Below are 13,518 nucleotides of genomic sequence, written 5' to 3' on the forward strand. Positions count from 1 at the left end.
TCACCGGCTGAGGTGCTCCAGTGCGGCGGTGGCGAAGGAGTGGTCCTGCTCGGGAGCGCCGCCGCCGAGGCCGATCGCGCCGATCAGGTGGCCGTCGTGGTGGATCGGCAGCCCGCCGGCGATGAACAGCAGCGGCCGGTCGAGCGCGGTCTGCAGGGTGTGGAAGGGACCGTCGGGCTTGACGAGGTCGACCAGGTCGGCGGTCGGGGCGTTCAGCTGGAGGGCGGTGTAGGCCTTGCGGGTGCTGGTCTCGCCGGAGATCAGCACGGCGCGGTCGTCGCGGCGGAAGGCGAGCAGGTGCCCGCCCGCGTCCAGGACGCTGACGCTGACCGGGACGCCGGCCGTCCCGGCGGCGGAGCGGGCGGCCGTGATCAGGGTCTCGGCGTCGGCGGTGGTCAGCGGTGTGACGGCGATGGCGTTCATGAGGCTTCTCCTGTGGTGAGGCGGACAGGTGGTCAGTCGTGCACGAGGGCGGGAACCGGGACCGCGCCGGCCGCCTCACGCGCGGGCGCGCGGCGCTCCAGTGCGGCCGAGAAGACGGCCAGGACCAGGGCGGCGGCGGCCAGGAGGGCGCCCACCCAGTTCGGAGCGGTGTAGCCCAGGCCCGCGGCGATGACCAGGCCGCCCAGCCAGGCGGCGAGCGCGTTGCCGAGGTTGAACGCGCCGATGTTGACGGCGGAGGCCAGCGTCGGCGCGCCATGGGCCTGGTCGAGCACGCGCTTCTGCAGCGGCGGCACGGTGGCGAAGCCCAGCGCCCCCACCAGCAGGATGCTCGCGGCGGCGGCGACCTTGTTGTGCGCGGTCAGGGTGAACAGCGCCAGCACGACGGCGAGCCCGCCGAGGGTGGTGTAGAGCAGGGGCATCAGGGCGCGGTCGGCGAACCGGCCGCCGAGCAGGTTCCCGAGGAACATGCCGACGCCGAACAGCACGAGCAGCCACGTGACCGCGTCGGCGGAGTAGCCGGCCACCTGGGTCATCATCGGCGCGACGTAGGTGATCGCGGCGAAGACGCCGCCAAAGCCGAGCACGGTCATCGCCATCGCGAGCAGCACCTGCGGGTTGCGGAACGCCCTCAGCTCGCCGCGCAGGCGGGTGCCCTCGGCCCGGGGCATGGCGGGCACGAGCACGGCGATGCCGAGCAGGCCGACCAGTCCCAGCACGGCGACGATCGCGAACGTGGTGCGCCAGCCCACCGCCTGCCCGATGAAGGTGCCCAGCGGCACGCCCACGACGTTCGCGATGGTCAGGCCGGTGAACATGGTGGCGATGGCGCCGGCCTTCTTGTGCGGGGCGACCATGTCGGCGGCGGCCACCGAGCCGATGCCGAAGAAGGCGCCGTGGGCCAGTGAGGCCACGATGCGGCCGGCGAGCATCGTGCCGAAGCCCGGCGCCAGCGCGGACAGCAGGTTGCCGGCCACGAACAGGCCCATCAGCACGAGCAGCATCGTCTTGCGGCTGATCCTGGTGCCGAGCGCCGTCATCAGCGGGGCGCCGATGACCACGCCGATCGCGTAGCCGGTGACCAGCAGGCCCGCGGTGGGGATGGACACACCGTAGTCGCCGGCGATCTCGGGCAGCAGGCCCATGATCACGAACTCGGTGGTGCCGATCCCGAAGGCCCCGATGGCCAGGGCGAGGAGTGCGAGAGGCATCGCGCGACCCTTCATGTGATTGCTGGTGCACTTTGCAAGCTCCGACAATAGTTGCACACGCGCTATAAGTGCAAACGCGGGCATTTGCCCGCGCCGCTCGGTAAGGCCGGGGTCGCCGGGCGGCGAAGCCCGCCCTCGGGCTGGACGATCTCCAGGTTGGCGCCGCCGGAACCCCCTGGACGCGCAAAGGCAGGGCCGTGGAACGGGATGGAACGCCCTGCCGGTAGAGACGGACAACCGGAGAGGAGCGAGGTTGAAGCTGTCGAGAGGATTTCGATCGGTTCTGGTCGGGGCCGCGCTGGTGGCGACCGGCGTCCCCGCGTCCCCGGCGGAGGCCGCCGGGGCGCCCATCGTGCACGCGTGGGGGTACAACTTCTTCGGCCAGGTCGGCAACGGCACGAACGACACCCCCGTCACCCGGCCGATCCCGATGGTCTCCGCGGGCGGCCACGACGTGGTCCAGGTGAGCGGCGTCTACCTGGAGAGCTACGGCCTGCACGCCGACGGCTCGCTGTGGACGTGGGGCGACGGAACCCGGCAGATCCCCGAGCCGGTGCCCGGCCTGCCGCCGATCAAGCAGGTCAGCAGCGGCATCGGCCACACCCTGGCCGTGGGACGGGACGGCTCGCTCTGGGCGTGGGGCTCCAACGACTTCGGCGAACTGGGCGACGGCACCACCACCCGCACCCCGACCCCGGTCAGGGTGCCGATCACCGGCGTCGTCCAGGCGGCCGCGGGGTCGGGCTTCAGTCTCGCCCTGAGGTCGAACGGCGAGGCGTTCGCCTGGGGGCTCAACCGCTTCGGGCAGCTGGGCGACGGCACGACCACCCAGCGCGCGACCCCGGTCCGGGTGAAGGTCCCGTACGGGATCACGCAGGTGTCGGCCACGGGCGAGTTCGGGATGGCGCTGCGCAACGACGGCTCGGTCTGGTCCTGGGGATACAACTTCTCCGGCGAGCTGGGGGACGGCACCACCACGGACCGCTCCACACCCGTCCGCGTGGACCGGCACGTGTCCGGCATCACCGAGATCTCCGCGGGCATCGGGCACACGCTGGCGCTCGGCGGCGACGGCACCGTCTGGGCCTGGGGCAGGAACTGGGCCGGCCAGCTCGGCGACGGCACGGTGAACGACCACGCCACCCCGGTCCGCCTCGGCCTGTCCGGCGTCACCCATGTCAGCGCGGGCCAGGGTGAAAGCCTGGCCGTCGACTCCGCCGGCGCGCTGCGCTACTGGGGCGACAACACCTACGGCCAGGCCGGCAACGGCGTCGCGAGCGCGGGCAATCCTGTTCTCGCTCCGGCGGTGGTCGGCGGCCTGAGCGGTGTGGTGACCGCGAGCGCCGGCATCGCGGTCCTGGCCGTCGCGGCGCCGGGATCGGTCGTGGTGCCCGACCTGACCGGGACGCTCGGAATCCTGGCGAGCCGGCCGCTGCTCGCCGTCGGCCTCCTGCTCGGCACCGGGAGCACGACGCCGGACGACCGTCTGTGCAACCACCTGGGCGAGGTCGTCGGCCAGAGCCCGCAGCCGGGCGGCACCGTGCCCGCGGGGTCAAGCGTGGACATCGTCGTCGCGGTCCGGCCGCGCGCCGGCTGCCTCTGAGCGCCCGCGATCGGTTTATACACCGCGTATATACTCCCGAGGTATATTGCTGGCGTGGTTCACACGATCAAGCACCTGACATCAGTCCGTCCGCGTCGTGGCCGGACGGCGGTCGCCGCCGGGCTGGCCGCCGTCCTGGCCGCCGGGCTCGTCCACGCCTCTCCCGCCGCGGCGTCCGGGACGCCTGCGCCGTACCTGCCGGCCCCCACGGGGTCGCGGCCGGTCGGCACCACGTCCCTGTACCTACAGGACACCTCGCGTCCCGACCCCTGGGTCCCCTCGGTCAAGGCGCGCGAGCTCATGGTCTCGCTGTGGTACCCGGCCAGGTCGCCGGGCCGTCACCGGGCCCCGTACATGACGGCGAAGGCGTCCGAGCTGCTGCTCAAGGACGGCGGGATCACCGACCTCCCGCCCGACATCCTGAGCAGGACCCGGACCAACGCCTTCACCGACGCCCGCCCCGCCGGACGCCCCCGCAGCCTGCCCCTCGTCGTCCTGTCCCCCGGGCACAGCAAGCCCCGGACCGAGCTCACGGCCCTGGCCGAAGAGCTGGCGAGCCGCGGCTACGTGGTGGCCGCCGTCGACCACACCTACGAGAACGTCGCCACCTCCTTCCCCGACGGCCGGGTCACCACCTGCGTCACGTGCGAGATCGACGACAAGGGCCCGGCCTGGTGGGCGAAGCTGGAGAAGAGCCGGGCGGCCGACGTGTCGTTCGTGCTCGACCAGCTCACCGGCGCACACGCGAAGTGGAAGGGGGCCGGCCTCGTCGACCCGTCCAGGATCGCCATGGCCGGTCACTCGGCGGGCGGCGCGGCGACCGTCGCGTCCCTGCTGGCCGACAGCCGGCTGCGCGCCGGCATCGACCTCGACGGCAGCGTGGAGACGACGCTCCCGGAGGCCGGGTCGTCACGGCCGTTCCTGTTCCTGGGCAAGCCGGCCACGTACACGCCGGGCAAGGGCGACTCGGCCGCCTCGTGGGAGCGCGTCTGGACGCGGCTGAACGGCTGGAAGCGCTGGCTGCTGCTCACGGGAGCCGCGCACACGTCCTTCACCGACCTGGGCGTCCTGATGGACCAGCTCGGCCTTGAGGACGGCGCCGGCGTCCCCGGCACCCGCGCCCTGGCGGTCACCCGCGCCTACGTCACGGCCTTCTTCGACCAGCACCTGCGCGGCAGGCCCCAGCCCCTGCTGGACAAGCCGTCGGCCGACGTCCCCGAGGTCAGGTTCTGCGCCCCGGAGGAGAAGACCTGCGGGTGAGACAGGGCGATCCGCGGCGCGCATAATGACAGCCATCGGCCCGTCTCCTTGGAGCGTCCATGGATCGACTGTTCGTGCGCCTGGTTCTCTACCTGGTCAGGTTCGCCGGGGCCGTCGCGGGGCTGTGGGGCGTCGCCTACGCCGTCAACGGCGCCACGCAGGCCGGCGGGGCCATCACCGTACGCGTCCTCCAACTGCCGCAGGCCACCGATCGGCTGGGGCTGAGCGGGGTGCGGCTCCCCGGGGGCGTCTCCCTGGCCGACGGCGAGCTGCCGCTTCAGGTGTGGGGATCGACGGCGGCCGAGCAGGTCGTCTCACGCTCGGACGTCCTGCTGGGCGGTCTGTGCGCGCTCGTCGCCGCCTTCCTGCTCGGCGGCCTGCTGACGTCCGTGTTCGAGGGGGAGCCGTACCGCCGGGGCAACGCGGTGCGGGTCGCCTGGCTCGCCGTCCTGGTGTTCGTCTCCGGGGCGGGGCAGGCGCTGCCGGGGGTCGCCGTGGCCTCGGTGCTCGACCGCACCGGGCTGGGCGGGACGTTCGGGCCCGCGCCCGGGCTGTCGTGGGTGCCGTTCGCGGGCGCCGCGTTCCTGCTGGCGCTGGCCGTGGCGCTGCGCGCGCGACGGCGGGCGTCCCCGGCGCCGTAGTCCGCGCCGGGGACGCCCGAGGACGTCAGACCGACGGGACGGCCGCCCGGCCGGTGCGGGCCGACTCCTGCGCCGCCAGCGCGAAGGCCAGGACCTCCCGGCCCTGCTCGCCGGTGAGCGCCGGCGGGGTGCCGTTGAGCAGGGCGTCCACGAAGTGCTGCCCCGACCGGACGAAGCTCGTCTCCCAGCCGGTCGGCATGTCGTCGTAGCCGGTGGTGACGCCGTCGCGGTGCAGGACGACCGGGGCGACGTCGAGCATGCGGCCGTGGCCACGGGTGATCCAGATGACGCCGCGGGTGCCGGTGATCTCCACCCGGTCGTCCTGGGCGTAGTGCACGGTGTCGAGCTTCAGCTCCGGCGAGTAGACGACCTCCAGCGCGCCGACCGCGCCGTCGGGGTGCGTCCAGCTCACCATGGACGGCGCGTCGATCAAGCCGTCGTAGCTGCTGCCGACGAAGGCGTGGACGCGGTCGGCCAGGCCCAGGAAGTGCCAGGCGATGGCGAACTTGTGGTGCCCGTCGTCGAAGACCAGCGGGCCGCCGCCGGACTGCTCGGGGTCGGCCCGCCAGGCGCTGGCGGCGGCGGGCACCTCCCAGGCGGTGGGGCTCCAGCCGGGGTTGGACTTGAGCCGGATGCTCCGCACCTCGCCGATCTCGCCGGCCTCGACGAGCGCCTTGGCCCGCTGGACGGGCGGGTAGAAGACGAAGTTCTCGAACACCTTGAACACGACGTCGCGCTCCGCCGCACGGGCGATCATGGCGTCGGCGTCGGCCAGGCTCGTCGCCATCGGCTTCTGCAGCGAGACGTGCTTGCCCGCGTCCATCGCGTCGAGCGTCACCTGGGCGTGCAGGTGGTGGGGGACGAGGATCTCCACCATGTCCACGTCGTCCCGGGCGAGCAGCTCGCGGTAGTCGGCGTGCCGGTCCCGTTCGGCCACGCCCCAGGCCGCCCCGCGGGTGTCGCGGTTGCCGGGGACGGGATCGCAGACGGCCGTGATCACCGCCTCGGGGTGCTCCAGGTACGCCTGGGCGTGCAGGTCGGAGATGCGGCCGCAGCCGATGATGCCAACGCGGATCACTGGGACTCCTGAATCTCTTTCTAGCCCTTGACCGCCCCGGCCGTGAGGCCGGCGATGAAGTGCTTCTGGAAGGCGATGAAGATGGCGACTGTGGGAAGGCTGGCGAGCACGGCCATGGCCGCCTGCACGCCGTAGGCGATGGAGAACTGGCCCTGCTGCTGGAGGATGCCGACCATCACGGTCCGCATGGTGTCGGAGCGGGTGAAGACCAGCGGGTAGAGGAAGTCGTTCCAGATGAAGGTGAACTGGAGCGTGGCCAGGGCCGCCAGCGCGGGCCGGGTCATCGGCAGCACGATGGAGGCCAGGATGCGCGGCTCGCTCGCGCCGTCGACCAGGCCGGCCGCCCGCAGTTCCATCGGGAGGCTGCGGAAGAAGTTGCGCATGACGAGCGTGCACAGGGAGATGCCGTAGCCGGAGTGGACGACGATCATCGGCCAGAGCGTGTCGTACAGGCCGGTCGCGTTGAAGCCCTGGAACAGCGGGATCAGCAGGATCTGCGGCGGCACGAACAGCCCGGCCAGCAGGAAGAACCCGATGAGCTCGCCGAAGCGGGGCCGCAGCGCGGCGATCGCGTACCCGGCGAGGGTGCCGAGCGCGACCGAGATCGCCGTCGCGGGGACCGTCACCAGGACCGAGTTGAGCAGGTAGCGCCCGGTGCCGCCGACGGAGAACGCCTGGAGGTAGTTGTCCAGGCTGAGGCTGCCGCTCGGGGCCCAGAGCCCGTTGGCGGCGATGTCGGCATCGGACTTCAGCGAGGTGTACAGCACGCCCAGGCAGGGGACGAGGAACACCACCGCGAACCCCAGCAGCGCCGCCGCCAGCGGAACTCTCGACGCGCCCTTCTCCCTGGCGGCCGTCGTGGCCGGGATCGCGGGCCGGGTGGCCAGGACGGTCTCAGGCATGCCGGTCCCTCCAGGCATTCCAGGCGAAGAACATTCCGATGATCACGATCGAGACCACGAACAGCACGATCGACACGGCGCTGCCGTAGCCGAAGTCGTAGGTCTTGAACGACACGCGGTAGGCGAGCACGGCCAGCGTCTCGGTCTGTCGGAACGGTCCACCGCCGGTCATGACGTAGACGATGTCGAAGCTCTTGAGCGCGTTGATCAGGCTCAGCGAGATGACCACCACGGACGAGGGCCGCAGGGCGGGCAGCACGACCGCGCGCAGCCGCTGCCAGCGGCCGGCGCCGTCCATGTGCGCCGCCTCGGTCAGGTCACGCGAGACCGAGGTGAGGCCGGCCAGGAAGATGACCATGGCCAGGGTCACCTGCTGCCAGCCCCAGGCGACCATCACCGCCCACAGGGCCGTGTCCGGGTCCGACAGCCAGGCGTGCGCCAGCGACCCGAGCCCGACGGCGTCGAGCAGGAGGTTGAGCAGGCCGTCCTCGGGCCGGTAGATCCAGAACCAGACCTGGCCGACCACCACGAGGGACAGCGCGAGCGGCAGGAAGAAGAACGACTTGATCAGCTTGGCGAAGCGCGTGACGCGGTTGAGCGCCAGCGCCAGCGCCAGGCCGACGACGGTGGGCACCAGCACGCCCACCACCGTCCAGATCAACGTGTTGACCAGCGCTCTCGCGAAGCTCGGGTCGGCGGCCATCCTGCGGAACTGGGCCAGCCCGACGAAGTCGCCGCCACCGACCGCCTGCCAGTCGGTGAAGCCGTGCGCGAAGGAGTACAGCGCCGGCCACACGACGGCGATGCCGTACGCGAGGAGCGGTGCGGCGAGGAATCCCCAGGCCCACCAGGTCCGCCGGATCGTCATCCGCGCGTACCTCCTTTCTGTCGATTGTTGTGAGATGTCTCGGGCAGGTGGCCCCGGGCGCTCGGCGACGGCCCGGGGCCACCGCCGGTCAGGAGCCGGCGAACACGCCTTCGGCGGTGCTCTGCGCCTCCTTCAGCGCGGAGGCGGCGTCGGCGGGGTTGTTGACGAACTGCGCGAGCGCGTTGAGGCCGGCGTCGGACATCTCCGGGGTGGTCGCCAGGTCGTAGTTGAAGGCGAAGGCGGGGGCCTCGCCGACCACCTTGGCGGCCTTGTGCAGGATCGCGTTCTGCTTGCTCAGGTCGGCCTTGGGGTTGGGCGCCAGCGCGCCCTGCGTGAGCGCGACGGCCTGCTGGGCCTCGGGCGCGGCCAGGCAGGCGAGCACCTTCTCGGCCCCGGCCTTATTGCCGGCGCCGGCCGAGATGGCGAAGCCGTCCACGGGGCCGAGCGCGGCCTGCGGCACGCCGGGGGTGATCTCGGGGAAGGGGAAGAAGTCGTACCCCTCGCCCGCCTTGACCTGGTTGCCGTCCCAGTAGCCACTGATCCAGGTGCCCATGAGGGTCATCGCGGCCTTGCCGGAGGAGACCATGTCGCTGGCGTCGGGCCAGTCGTAGCCGTTGGGGTTGTCGTTGAAGTAGCCCTTGTCGAAGAGCTGCTTCCACCGGTCGAACGTCTGGGTGACCTGCGGGTCGGTGTACTTGGCCTTGCCGGCCATGAGCTGGGCCCGGTAGTCGGGGCCGGCCGTGCGCAGGAGCAGGTAGTCGAACCAGAACTGGGCGGGCCAGCGGTTCTTCGAGCCCAGCGCGAACGGGGTGATCCCGGCGGCCTTGAGCTTGTCGGCGGCGGCCATCAGGTCGTCCCAGGTCTTGGGCATCTCGGTGATGCCGGCCTTGGCCATGACCTTGGGGTTGTAGAACATGCCGACGTAGTGGTAGTCGAGCGGCAGCAGGTACTTCTGGCCGCCGTAGGTGGCCGCGGCCTTGGTCAGGTTCTCGGGGATGGCCTGGTCGAGGCCGGACTTGGCCCACATGTCGTCGAGCGGCGCCAGGCGCTTCTGGTCGACGAGGTACTGGGTCTTGGCGCCCGCCCAGTACGACAGCAGGTCGGGCGGGTTGCTGCCGGCGAGCTGCACCAGGATGGCGTCCTTGAACGCCTCCTGCTCCGCCGGGCTGTTCTTGATCTTCTGACCGGACTGCTTCTCGCAGATCGACAGCACCTGGGCCATCGCCTTGCTGCCGCCCTCGTCGCTGAAGTAGTGGACCATGCTGACCTCGTTCGCGGCCGGGGAGCCGGAGCCCCCCGACCCGGCGTCCGTCCCGCAGGCGGCGGAGAGGAGCACCGCGGCCGAGGCCGCCGCCGCCAGCTTGACCGCGCGCCGCTGGACGGCAACGCTGTTGTTCGTCATCCGTGGATCTCCGTGGGTGATGGTGGGTGGGCGTCGAACTTCGCGGGGACACGCCCACCCACTTGCTGGGTGATTCGGAACGCGGCGACCGTGACCATGCGGCCGAGGTCGCCGATCCTCGCGAGGGTGACCCGCGAGGCAGGCCCGGAAATCCCGATGGAGGCCAGCGGGACGCCGTGCAGGTTGAAGATCGGGGCCGCCACGCATCTGACGTCGAGGTTGAGCTCCTCGTCGTCGATCGCGTAGCCGCGGCGGCAGACCTGCGCCAGGTCGGCGGAGAGGCTGTCGATGCCCGTGTGCGTGCGCATCGTGTAGGCGGTGAACGGGGCGGGCAGCAGCTCGGCCAGCTCTTCCGGGGTGGCGGTGCAGTAGAGGGCCTTGCCCGTGGAGGAGGCGTAGATGATCGGCTGGGCGCCGATCTCGGTCTCGACCGTGATCCGGCCGCCGCGCTGCCGTTCCTGGGCGACGTACACGCCGCCGCCGCGCGTGCGGCGGGCCAGGTGCACGGCCTCGCCGGTGGCGGCGGACAGCTCGCGCATGACCGGTCCGGCGGTGGAGACGAGGTCGACCCCGCGCAGCACCTGGCCGGCCAGGGAGATCATCCCCGTCGAGACCCGGAAGATCTTGGTCGCCGGGTCCTGCTCGACGTAGCCGCGGTCCTCCAGCACCCGCAGCAGCCGGTGGACGTTGCCCTTGTCCGCGTTCACCTCGCGGGCCAGCGCGGTCACGCCGAGCCCTTCGGGGCGGCGGGCCAGCCCTTCGAGGACGTCCAGCCCGGTGAGCAGGGCACCCGCCGCGCGGGAGGCGGGCAGCGAGTCGGTGGTCGGATCAGCCATGGCCGTAGTCAACCTGCCCAGTTGTCCGGACGTCAACTCCGTTGTGCCCTGTGCGGTCACATCGTCCTCCTCTCGTGACCTGGCCGGATGCTCTAACAGACATCGAAGTCGGCGCCCTCGTGGGCCTGGAGCACGTGGTCGTGGTGCAGGCGCCGCCAGCCGCGCTCGGGCGGCGCCGGCGGGGCCCAGCCCTCCCGGCGGCGGGCCAGCTCGTCCGGGTCGACCAGCAGCGTCAGCTCCCCCGCCGCGGCGTCGAGGCGGATGCGGTCGCCGTCGCGCACCAGCGCGAGCGGGCCGCCGACCGCGGCCTCCGGCGACACGTGCAGGACGACCGTCCCGTACGCGGTGCCGCTCATCCGCGTGTCGGACACCCGGACCATGTCGCGCACGCCGTCCCTGGCCAGCTTCGCCGGGATCGGCAGCGACCCGGCCTCGGGCATGCCGCCGCCCACCGGCCCCGCGTTGCGCAGCACCAGCACCGAGTCGGGCGTGACGGGCAGGTCCGGGTCGTCGATCCGGCGGGCCACGTCCTCGGGCGACTCGAAGACGACGGCGGGACCCTCGTGCCGCAGCAGCGCGGACGTGGCCGCCGACACCTTGATCACCGCTCCGTCGGGGGCGAGGTTGCCGCGCAGCACCGCCAGCGCGCCGGTGGGCCCGAGCGGGTCCTCCAGGGTGCGGATGGTGGTCTGCCAGTCGGCGGGCGGGGCGACCCCGGCCAGCCGGTCACGCAGGGTGCCGCCCTCCACGACCGGGACGTCCAGGTCGAGGAGCGGTTCCAGCGCCTTCATCAGCACCGGCACGCCGCCGGCCCGGTGGAGGTCCTCCATGTAGCCGACGCCCGACGGCTTGCAGTCGACCAGCAGCGGCACCCGTCCGGCGATGGCCGCCACGTCGTCGAGCCCGAACGGCACGCCCGCGCGCCTGGCGACCGCCAGCAGGTGGATCACGGCGTTGGTCGAGCCGCCCAGCGCCATCAGCACGGTGACCGCGTTGGCCAGGGCCCCGGCGGTGACGATCGAGGACGGCCTGCGCCCGGCGCGGGCGGCCTCGACCGCGATCCGCCCGGAACGCACGCCGGCGCGGAGCCGGTCGCCGGTGGGCGCGGGAGCCGTGGCCGTGCCCGCCGGGCTCATGCCCAGGGCCTCGGCCAGGCAGGCCATGGTGGAGGCGGTCCCCATGACCATGCAGGTGCCGCCGGTCGTGGCCAGGGCGCCGCGCACGTCGGCGATGTCGCCCTCGTCCAGCTCCCCGGCCCGGTGCCTGGCCCACATCGAGCGGCAGTCGGTGCACGCGCCGAGCCGGGTGCCGCGCCAGGTGCCGGTGAGCATGGCCCCGGCCACGAGCTGCACGGCCGGGACGTCTGCCGAGACCGCGGCCATGAGCTGGGCGGGCACGGTCTTGTCGCACCCGCCGGCCAGCACCACGGCGTCCATCGGCTGGCCCTTGACCAGCTCCTCGGTCTCCAGCGCGGCCAGGTTCCTGAAGAGCATCGACGTGGGCGACATGAGGATCTCGGGCAGCGACATGGCCGGGAAGGTCACCGGCAGGCCGCCCGCCTCCAGCACCCCTCGGGCGACCGCCTGCACGAGCTGCGGCATCTCCCGGTGGCAGGTGGTGAACCCGCCGCTGGTGTCGGCGATGCCGACGACCGGCCGGTCGAGGTCCTGCTCGTCGTACCCGGAGGAGGCCAGGAAGGCCCGGCGCAGGAAGCGGCTGAAGCCCTCGTCGCCGTAGGAGGTCAGGCCACGGTCGACACCACGCGGTTCGTCGCCGTGGGAGGCCGGGTCGTGGTCGGCGTCACGTGGTTCGTTGACGGTCATCAGGCCCCCCGGAGTCGCAGGTTGACGTACTTGGCGACGGTGTAGTCCGCCAGCCCCTCGGTGCCGCCCTCCCGGCCGAAGCCGGACTGCTTGACCCCGCCGAACGGGGCCTCCGCGGTGGCGATCGTGAGCTCGTTGACCCCGACCATCCCGGTCTCCAGCTCCTCGCTGGCCCGGAAGGCGGTGGCCAGGTCCTCGGTGAAGACGAACCCCGCCAGGCCGAACGGCGTGGCGTTCGCCCGGGAGACCGCCTCTTCGAAGGTGGCGAAGGTGCTGATGGGCGCGATCGGCCCGAACGGCTCCTCGACCATCACCCGCATGTCGTCGGACACGCCGGACAGCACGGTCGGCCGGTAGAAGTGCCCGCCCGGCAGGTCGGCGGGGCCGCCGCCGGCCAGCACGGTGGCCCCACGGGTCACCGCGTCCTCGACCAGCTCGTGGACGGCGGTCAGCCGTCTGGTCGTGGTCAGCGGGCCCACGTCGGTGGCCGGGTCGCGCCCGTCGCCGAGCCGCAGCGCGCGGGTCTCGTCGGCGAACGCCTCGGCGAAGGCGGCGGCGATGTCCTCGTGGACCAGGAACCGGCTGGGCGAGATGCACACCTGGCCGCTGTTGCGGAACTTGGCGCGGGCGCACATCCGGGCCGCCCGCTCGGGGTCGGCGTCGGGGAAGACCAGGACCGGGGCGTGCCCGCCCAGTTCCATCGAGACCGACTTGATCCCGCCGGCGGCCTGCCGCAGCAGCTCGGCGCCGACCGGGACCGAGCCGGTCAGGCTCACCTTGCGGATCACGTCGGAGGCGATCAGGTGGCGGGAGATGGCCGGGCCGTCGCCGGTGACGACGTTCAGCGCCCCGGCGGGCAGGCCGGCCTCGTCGGCGATCTCCGCGATGAGCAGCACGGACAGCGGCGCCTCCGCCGGGGCCATGACGATCACCGAGCAGCCGGCGGCCAGCGCCGGCGCGATCTTCCGGACCGGCAGCAGCGCGGGGAAGTTCCAGGCGGCGAACGCCGCGACCGGTCCCACCGGCTCGCGGCGGACGAAGATGCGGGTGTCGGGGTCGCGGGCCTCGACCGTCCTGCCGTAGACCCGGCGGGCCTCGTCGGCGTACCAGTCGAACTGGTCGGCGGCGGCCAGCACCTCCCCCTCGGCCTGGGCCAGCGGCTTGCCCTGGTCGAGCGTCATGACCATGGCGAAACGTCCGGCCTGCGCGCGGATGCCGTCGGCGATGCGGCGCAGGATCCGCGAGCGTTCCCACGGCTGCGTCCGCCGCCAGGTCGCGAAGCCCTCGGCGGCCGCGTCCAGGGCCAGGTCGAGGTCGTGCGGGCGGGCGATCGGCAGCTCGGCCAGCAGCTCGCCGTCGGCGGGGTTGTGCACGGGGAAGGTCTCGTCCGCCCGGTGCCAGGCGCCGGCCACGTACATCGCGGCGGGCGGGAGCGGGTGATGGTTCATGGGGT

12 protein-coding genes are annotated in these 13,518 nt (G+C 72.6%); 3 read left to right on the forward strand and 9 right to left on the reverse strand.

Annotated elements, in window-relative coordinates:
* Complete coding sequence (locus tag ACWCSU_RS11010; RefSeq protein WP_449934875.1) at positions 1 to 423, reverse strand: GlcG/HbpS family heme-binding protein; 423 nt, start codon at positions 421 to 423, stop codon at positions 1 to 3.
* 32 nt (positions 424 to 455) lie between these two features.
* The gene (locus tag ACWCSU_RS11015; RefSeq protein ID WP_357704448.1) at positions 456 to 1,652 is read right to left on the reverse strand and encodes an MFS transporter; all 1,197 of its coding nucleotides are present in this window, start codon (positions 1,650 to 1,652) and stop codon (positions 456 to 458) included.
* Positions 1,653 to 1,905: 253 nt separating this feature from the next.
* Between ACWCSU_RS11015 and ACWCSU_RS11020 the strand changes: the two genes are divergently transcribed.
* From ACWCSU_RS11020 to ACWCSU_RS11030, 3 genes are read left to right on the forward strand one after another with little or no spacing between them, the layout of a single operon-like run.
* Positions 1,906 to 3,255 carry an RCC1 domain-containing protein gene (locus ACWCSU_RS11020; protein WP_449934876.1) on the forward strand — a complete coding sequence of 450 codons (1,350 nt, stop codon included), beginning with the start codon at positions 1,906 to 1,908 and terminating at the stop codon, positions 3,253 to 3,255.
* Positions 3,256 to 3,309: 54 nt separating this feature from the next.
* Positions 3,310 to 4,515: an alpha/beta hydrolase family protein gene (locus tag ACWCSU_RS11025; protein WP_449934877.1), complete on the forward strand. Its 1,206-nt coding sequence runs from the start codon at positions 3,310 to 3,312 to the stop codon at positions 4,513 to 4,515.
* A gap of 59 nt (positions 4,516 to 4,574) precedes the next feature.
* Positions 4,575 to 5,156, forward strand: coding sequence for a hypothetical protein (locus tag ACWCSU_RS11030; RefSeq protein WP_449934878.1), 582 nt, complete (start codon positions 4,575 to 4,577; stop codon positions 5,154 to 5,156).
* A 25-nt stretch (positions 5,157 to 5,181) separates the two neighbouring features.
* Here the strand turns inward: ACWCSU_RS11030 and ACWCSU_RS11035 are convergent, their stop codons facing one another.
* The 7 genes from ACWCSU_RS11035 to ACWCSU_RS11065 form a co-directional block, all read right to left on the reverse strand.
* Entirely contained in the window at positions 5,182 to 6,234 is a 1,053-nt protein-coding gene (locus ACWCSU_RS11035) for a Gfo/Idh/MocA family protein (RefSeq protein WP_449934879.1), read from the reverse strand.
* A gap of 20 nt (positions 6,235 to 6,254) precedes the next feature.
* Complete coding sequence (locus ACWCSU_RS11040) at positions 6,255 to 7,136, reverse strand: carbohydrate ABC transporter permease (RefSeq protein ID WP_449934880.1); 882 nt, start codon at positions 7,134 to 7,136, stop codon at positions 6,255 to 6,257.
* On the reverse strand, positions 7,129 to 8,004 hold the full coding sequence (locus ACWCSU_RS11045) for a carbohydrate ABC transporter permease (RefSeq protein ID WP_449934881.1): 876 nt from the start codon (positions 8,002 to 8,004) through the stop codon (positions 7,129 to 7,131). Before ACWCSU_RS11045 ends, ACWCSU_RS11040 begins: the two co-directional genes overlap by 8 nt.
* Positions 8,005 to 8,092: 88 nt before the next feature.
* The gene (locus tag ACWCSU_RS11050; RefSeq protein WP_449934882.1) at positions 8,093 to 9,406 is read right to left on the reverse strand and encodes an ABC transporter substrate-binding protein; all 1,314 of its coding nucleotides are present in this window, start codon (positions 9,404 to 9,406) and stop codon (positions 8,093 to 8,095) included.
* The gene (locus tag ACWCSU_RS11055; RefSeq protein WP_449934883.1) at positions 9,403 to 10,242 is read right to left on the reverse strand and encodes an IclR family transcriptional regulator; all 840 of its coding nucleotides are present in this window, start codon (positions 10,240 to 10,242) and stop codon (positions 9,403 to 9,405) included. Before ACWCSU_RS11055 ends, ACWCSU_RS11050 begins: the two co-directional genes overlap by 4 nt.
* A 92-nt stretch (positions 10,243 to 10,334) precedes the next feature.
* Complete coding sequence (locus ACWCSU_RS11060) at positions 10,335 to 12,065, reverse strand: dihydroxy-acid dehydratase (protein ID WP_449934884.1); 1,731 nt, start codon at positions 12,063 to 12,065, stop codon at positions 10,335 to 10,337.
* Positions 12,065 to 13,513 carry an NAD-dependent succinate-semialdehyde dehydrogenase gene (locus ACWCSU_RS11065; RefSeq protein ID WP_397039100.1) on the reverse strand — a complete coding sequence of 483 codons (1,449 nt, stop codon included), beginning with the start codon at positions 13,511 to 13,513 and terminating at the stop codon, positions 12,065 to 12,067. The genes ACWCSU_RS11060 and ACWCSU_RS11065 overlap by 1 nt, the downstream gene beginning before the upstream one ends.
* Positions 13,514 to 13,518: the final 5 nt, after the last annotated feature.

This window comes from Nonomuraea sp. NPDC001699 (genome assembly GCF_053596455.1).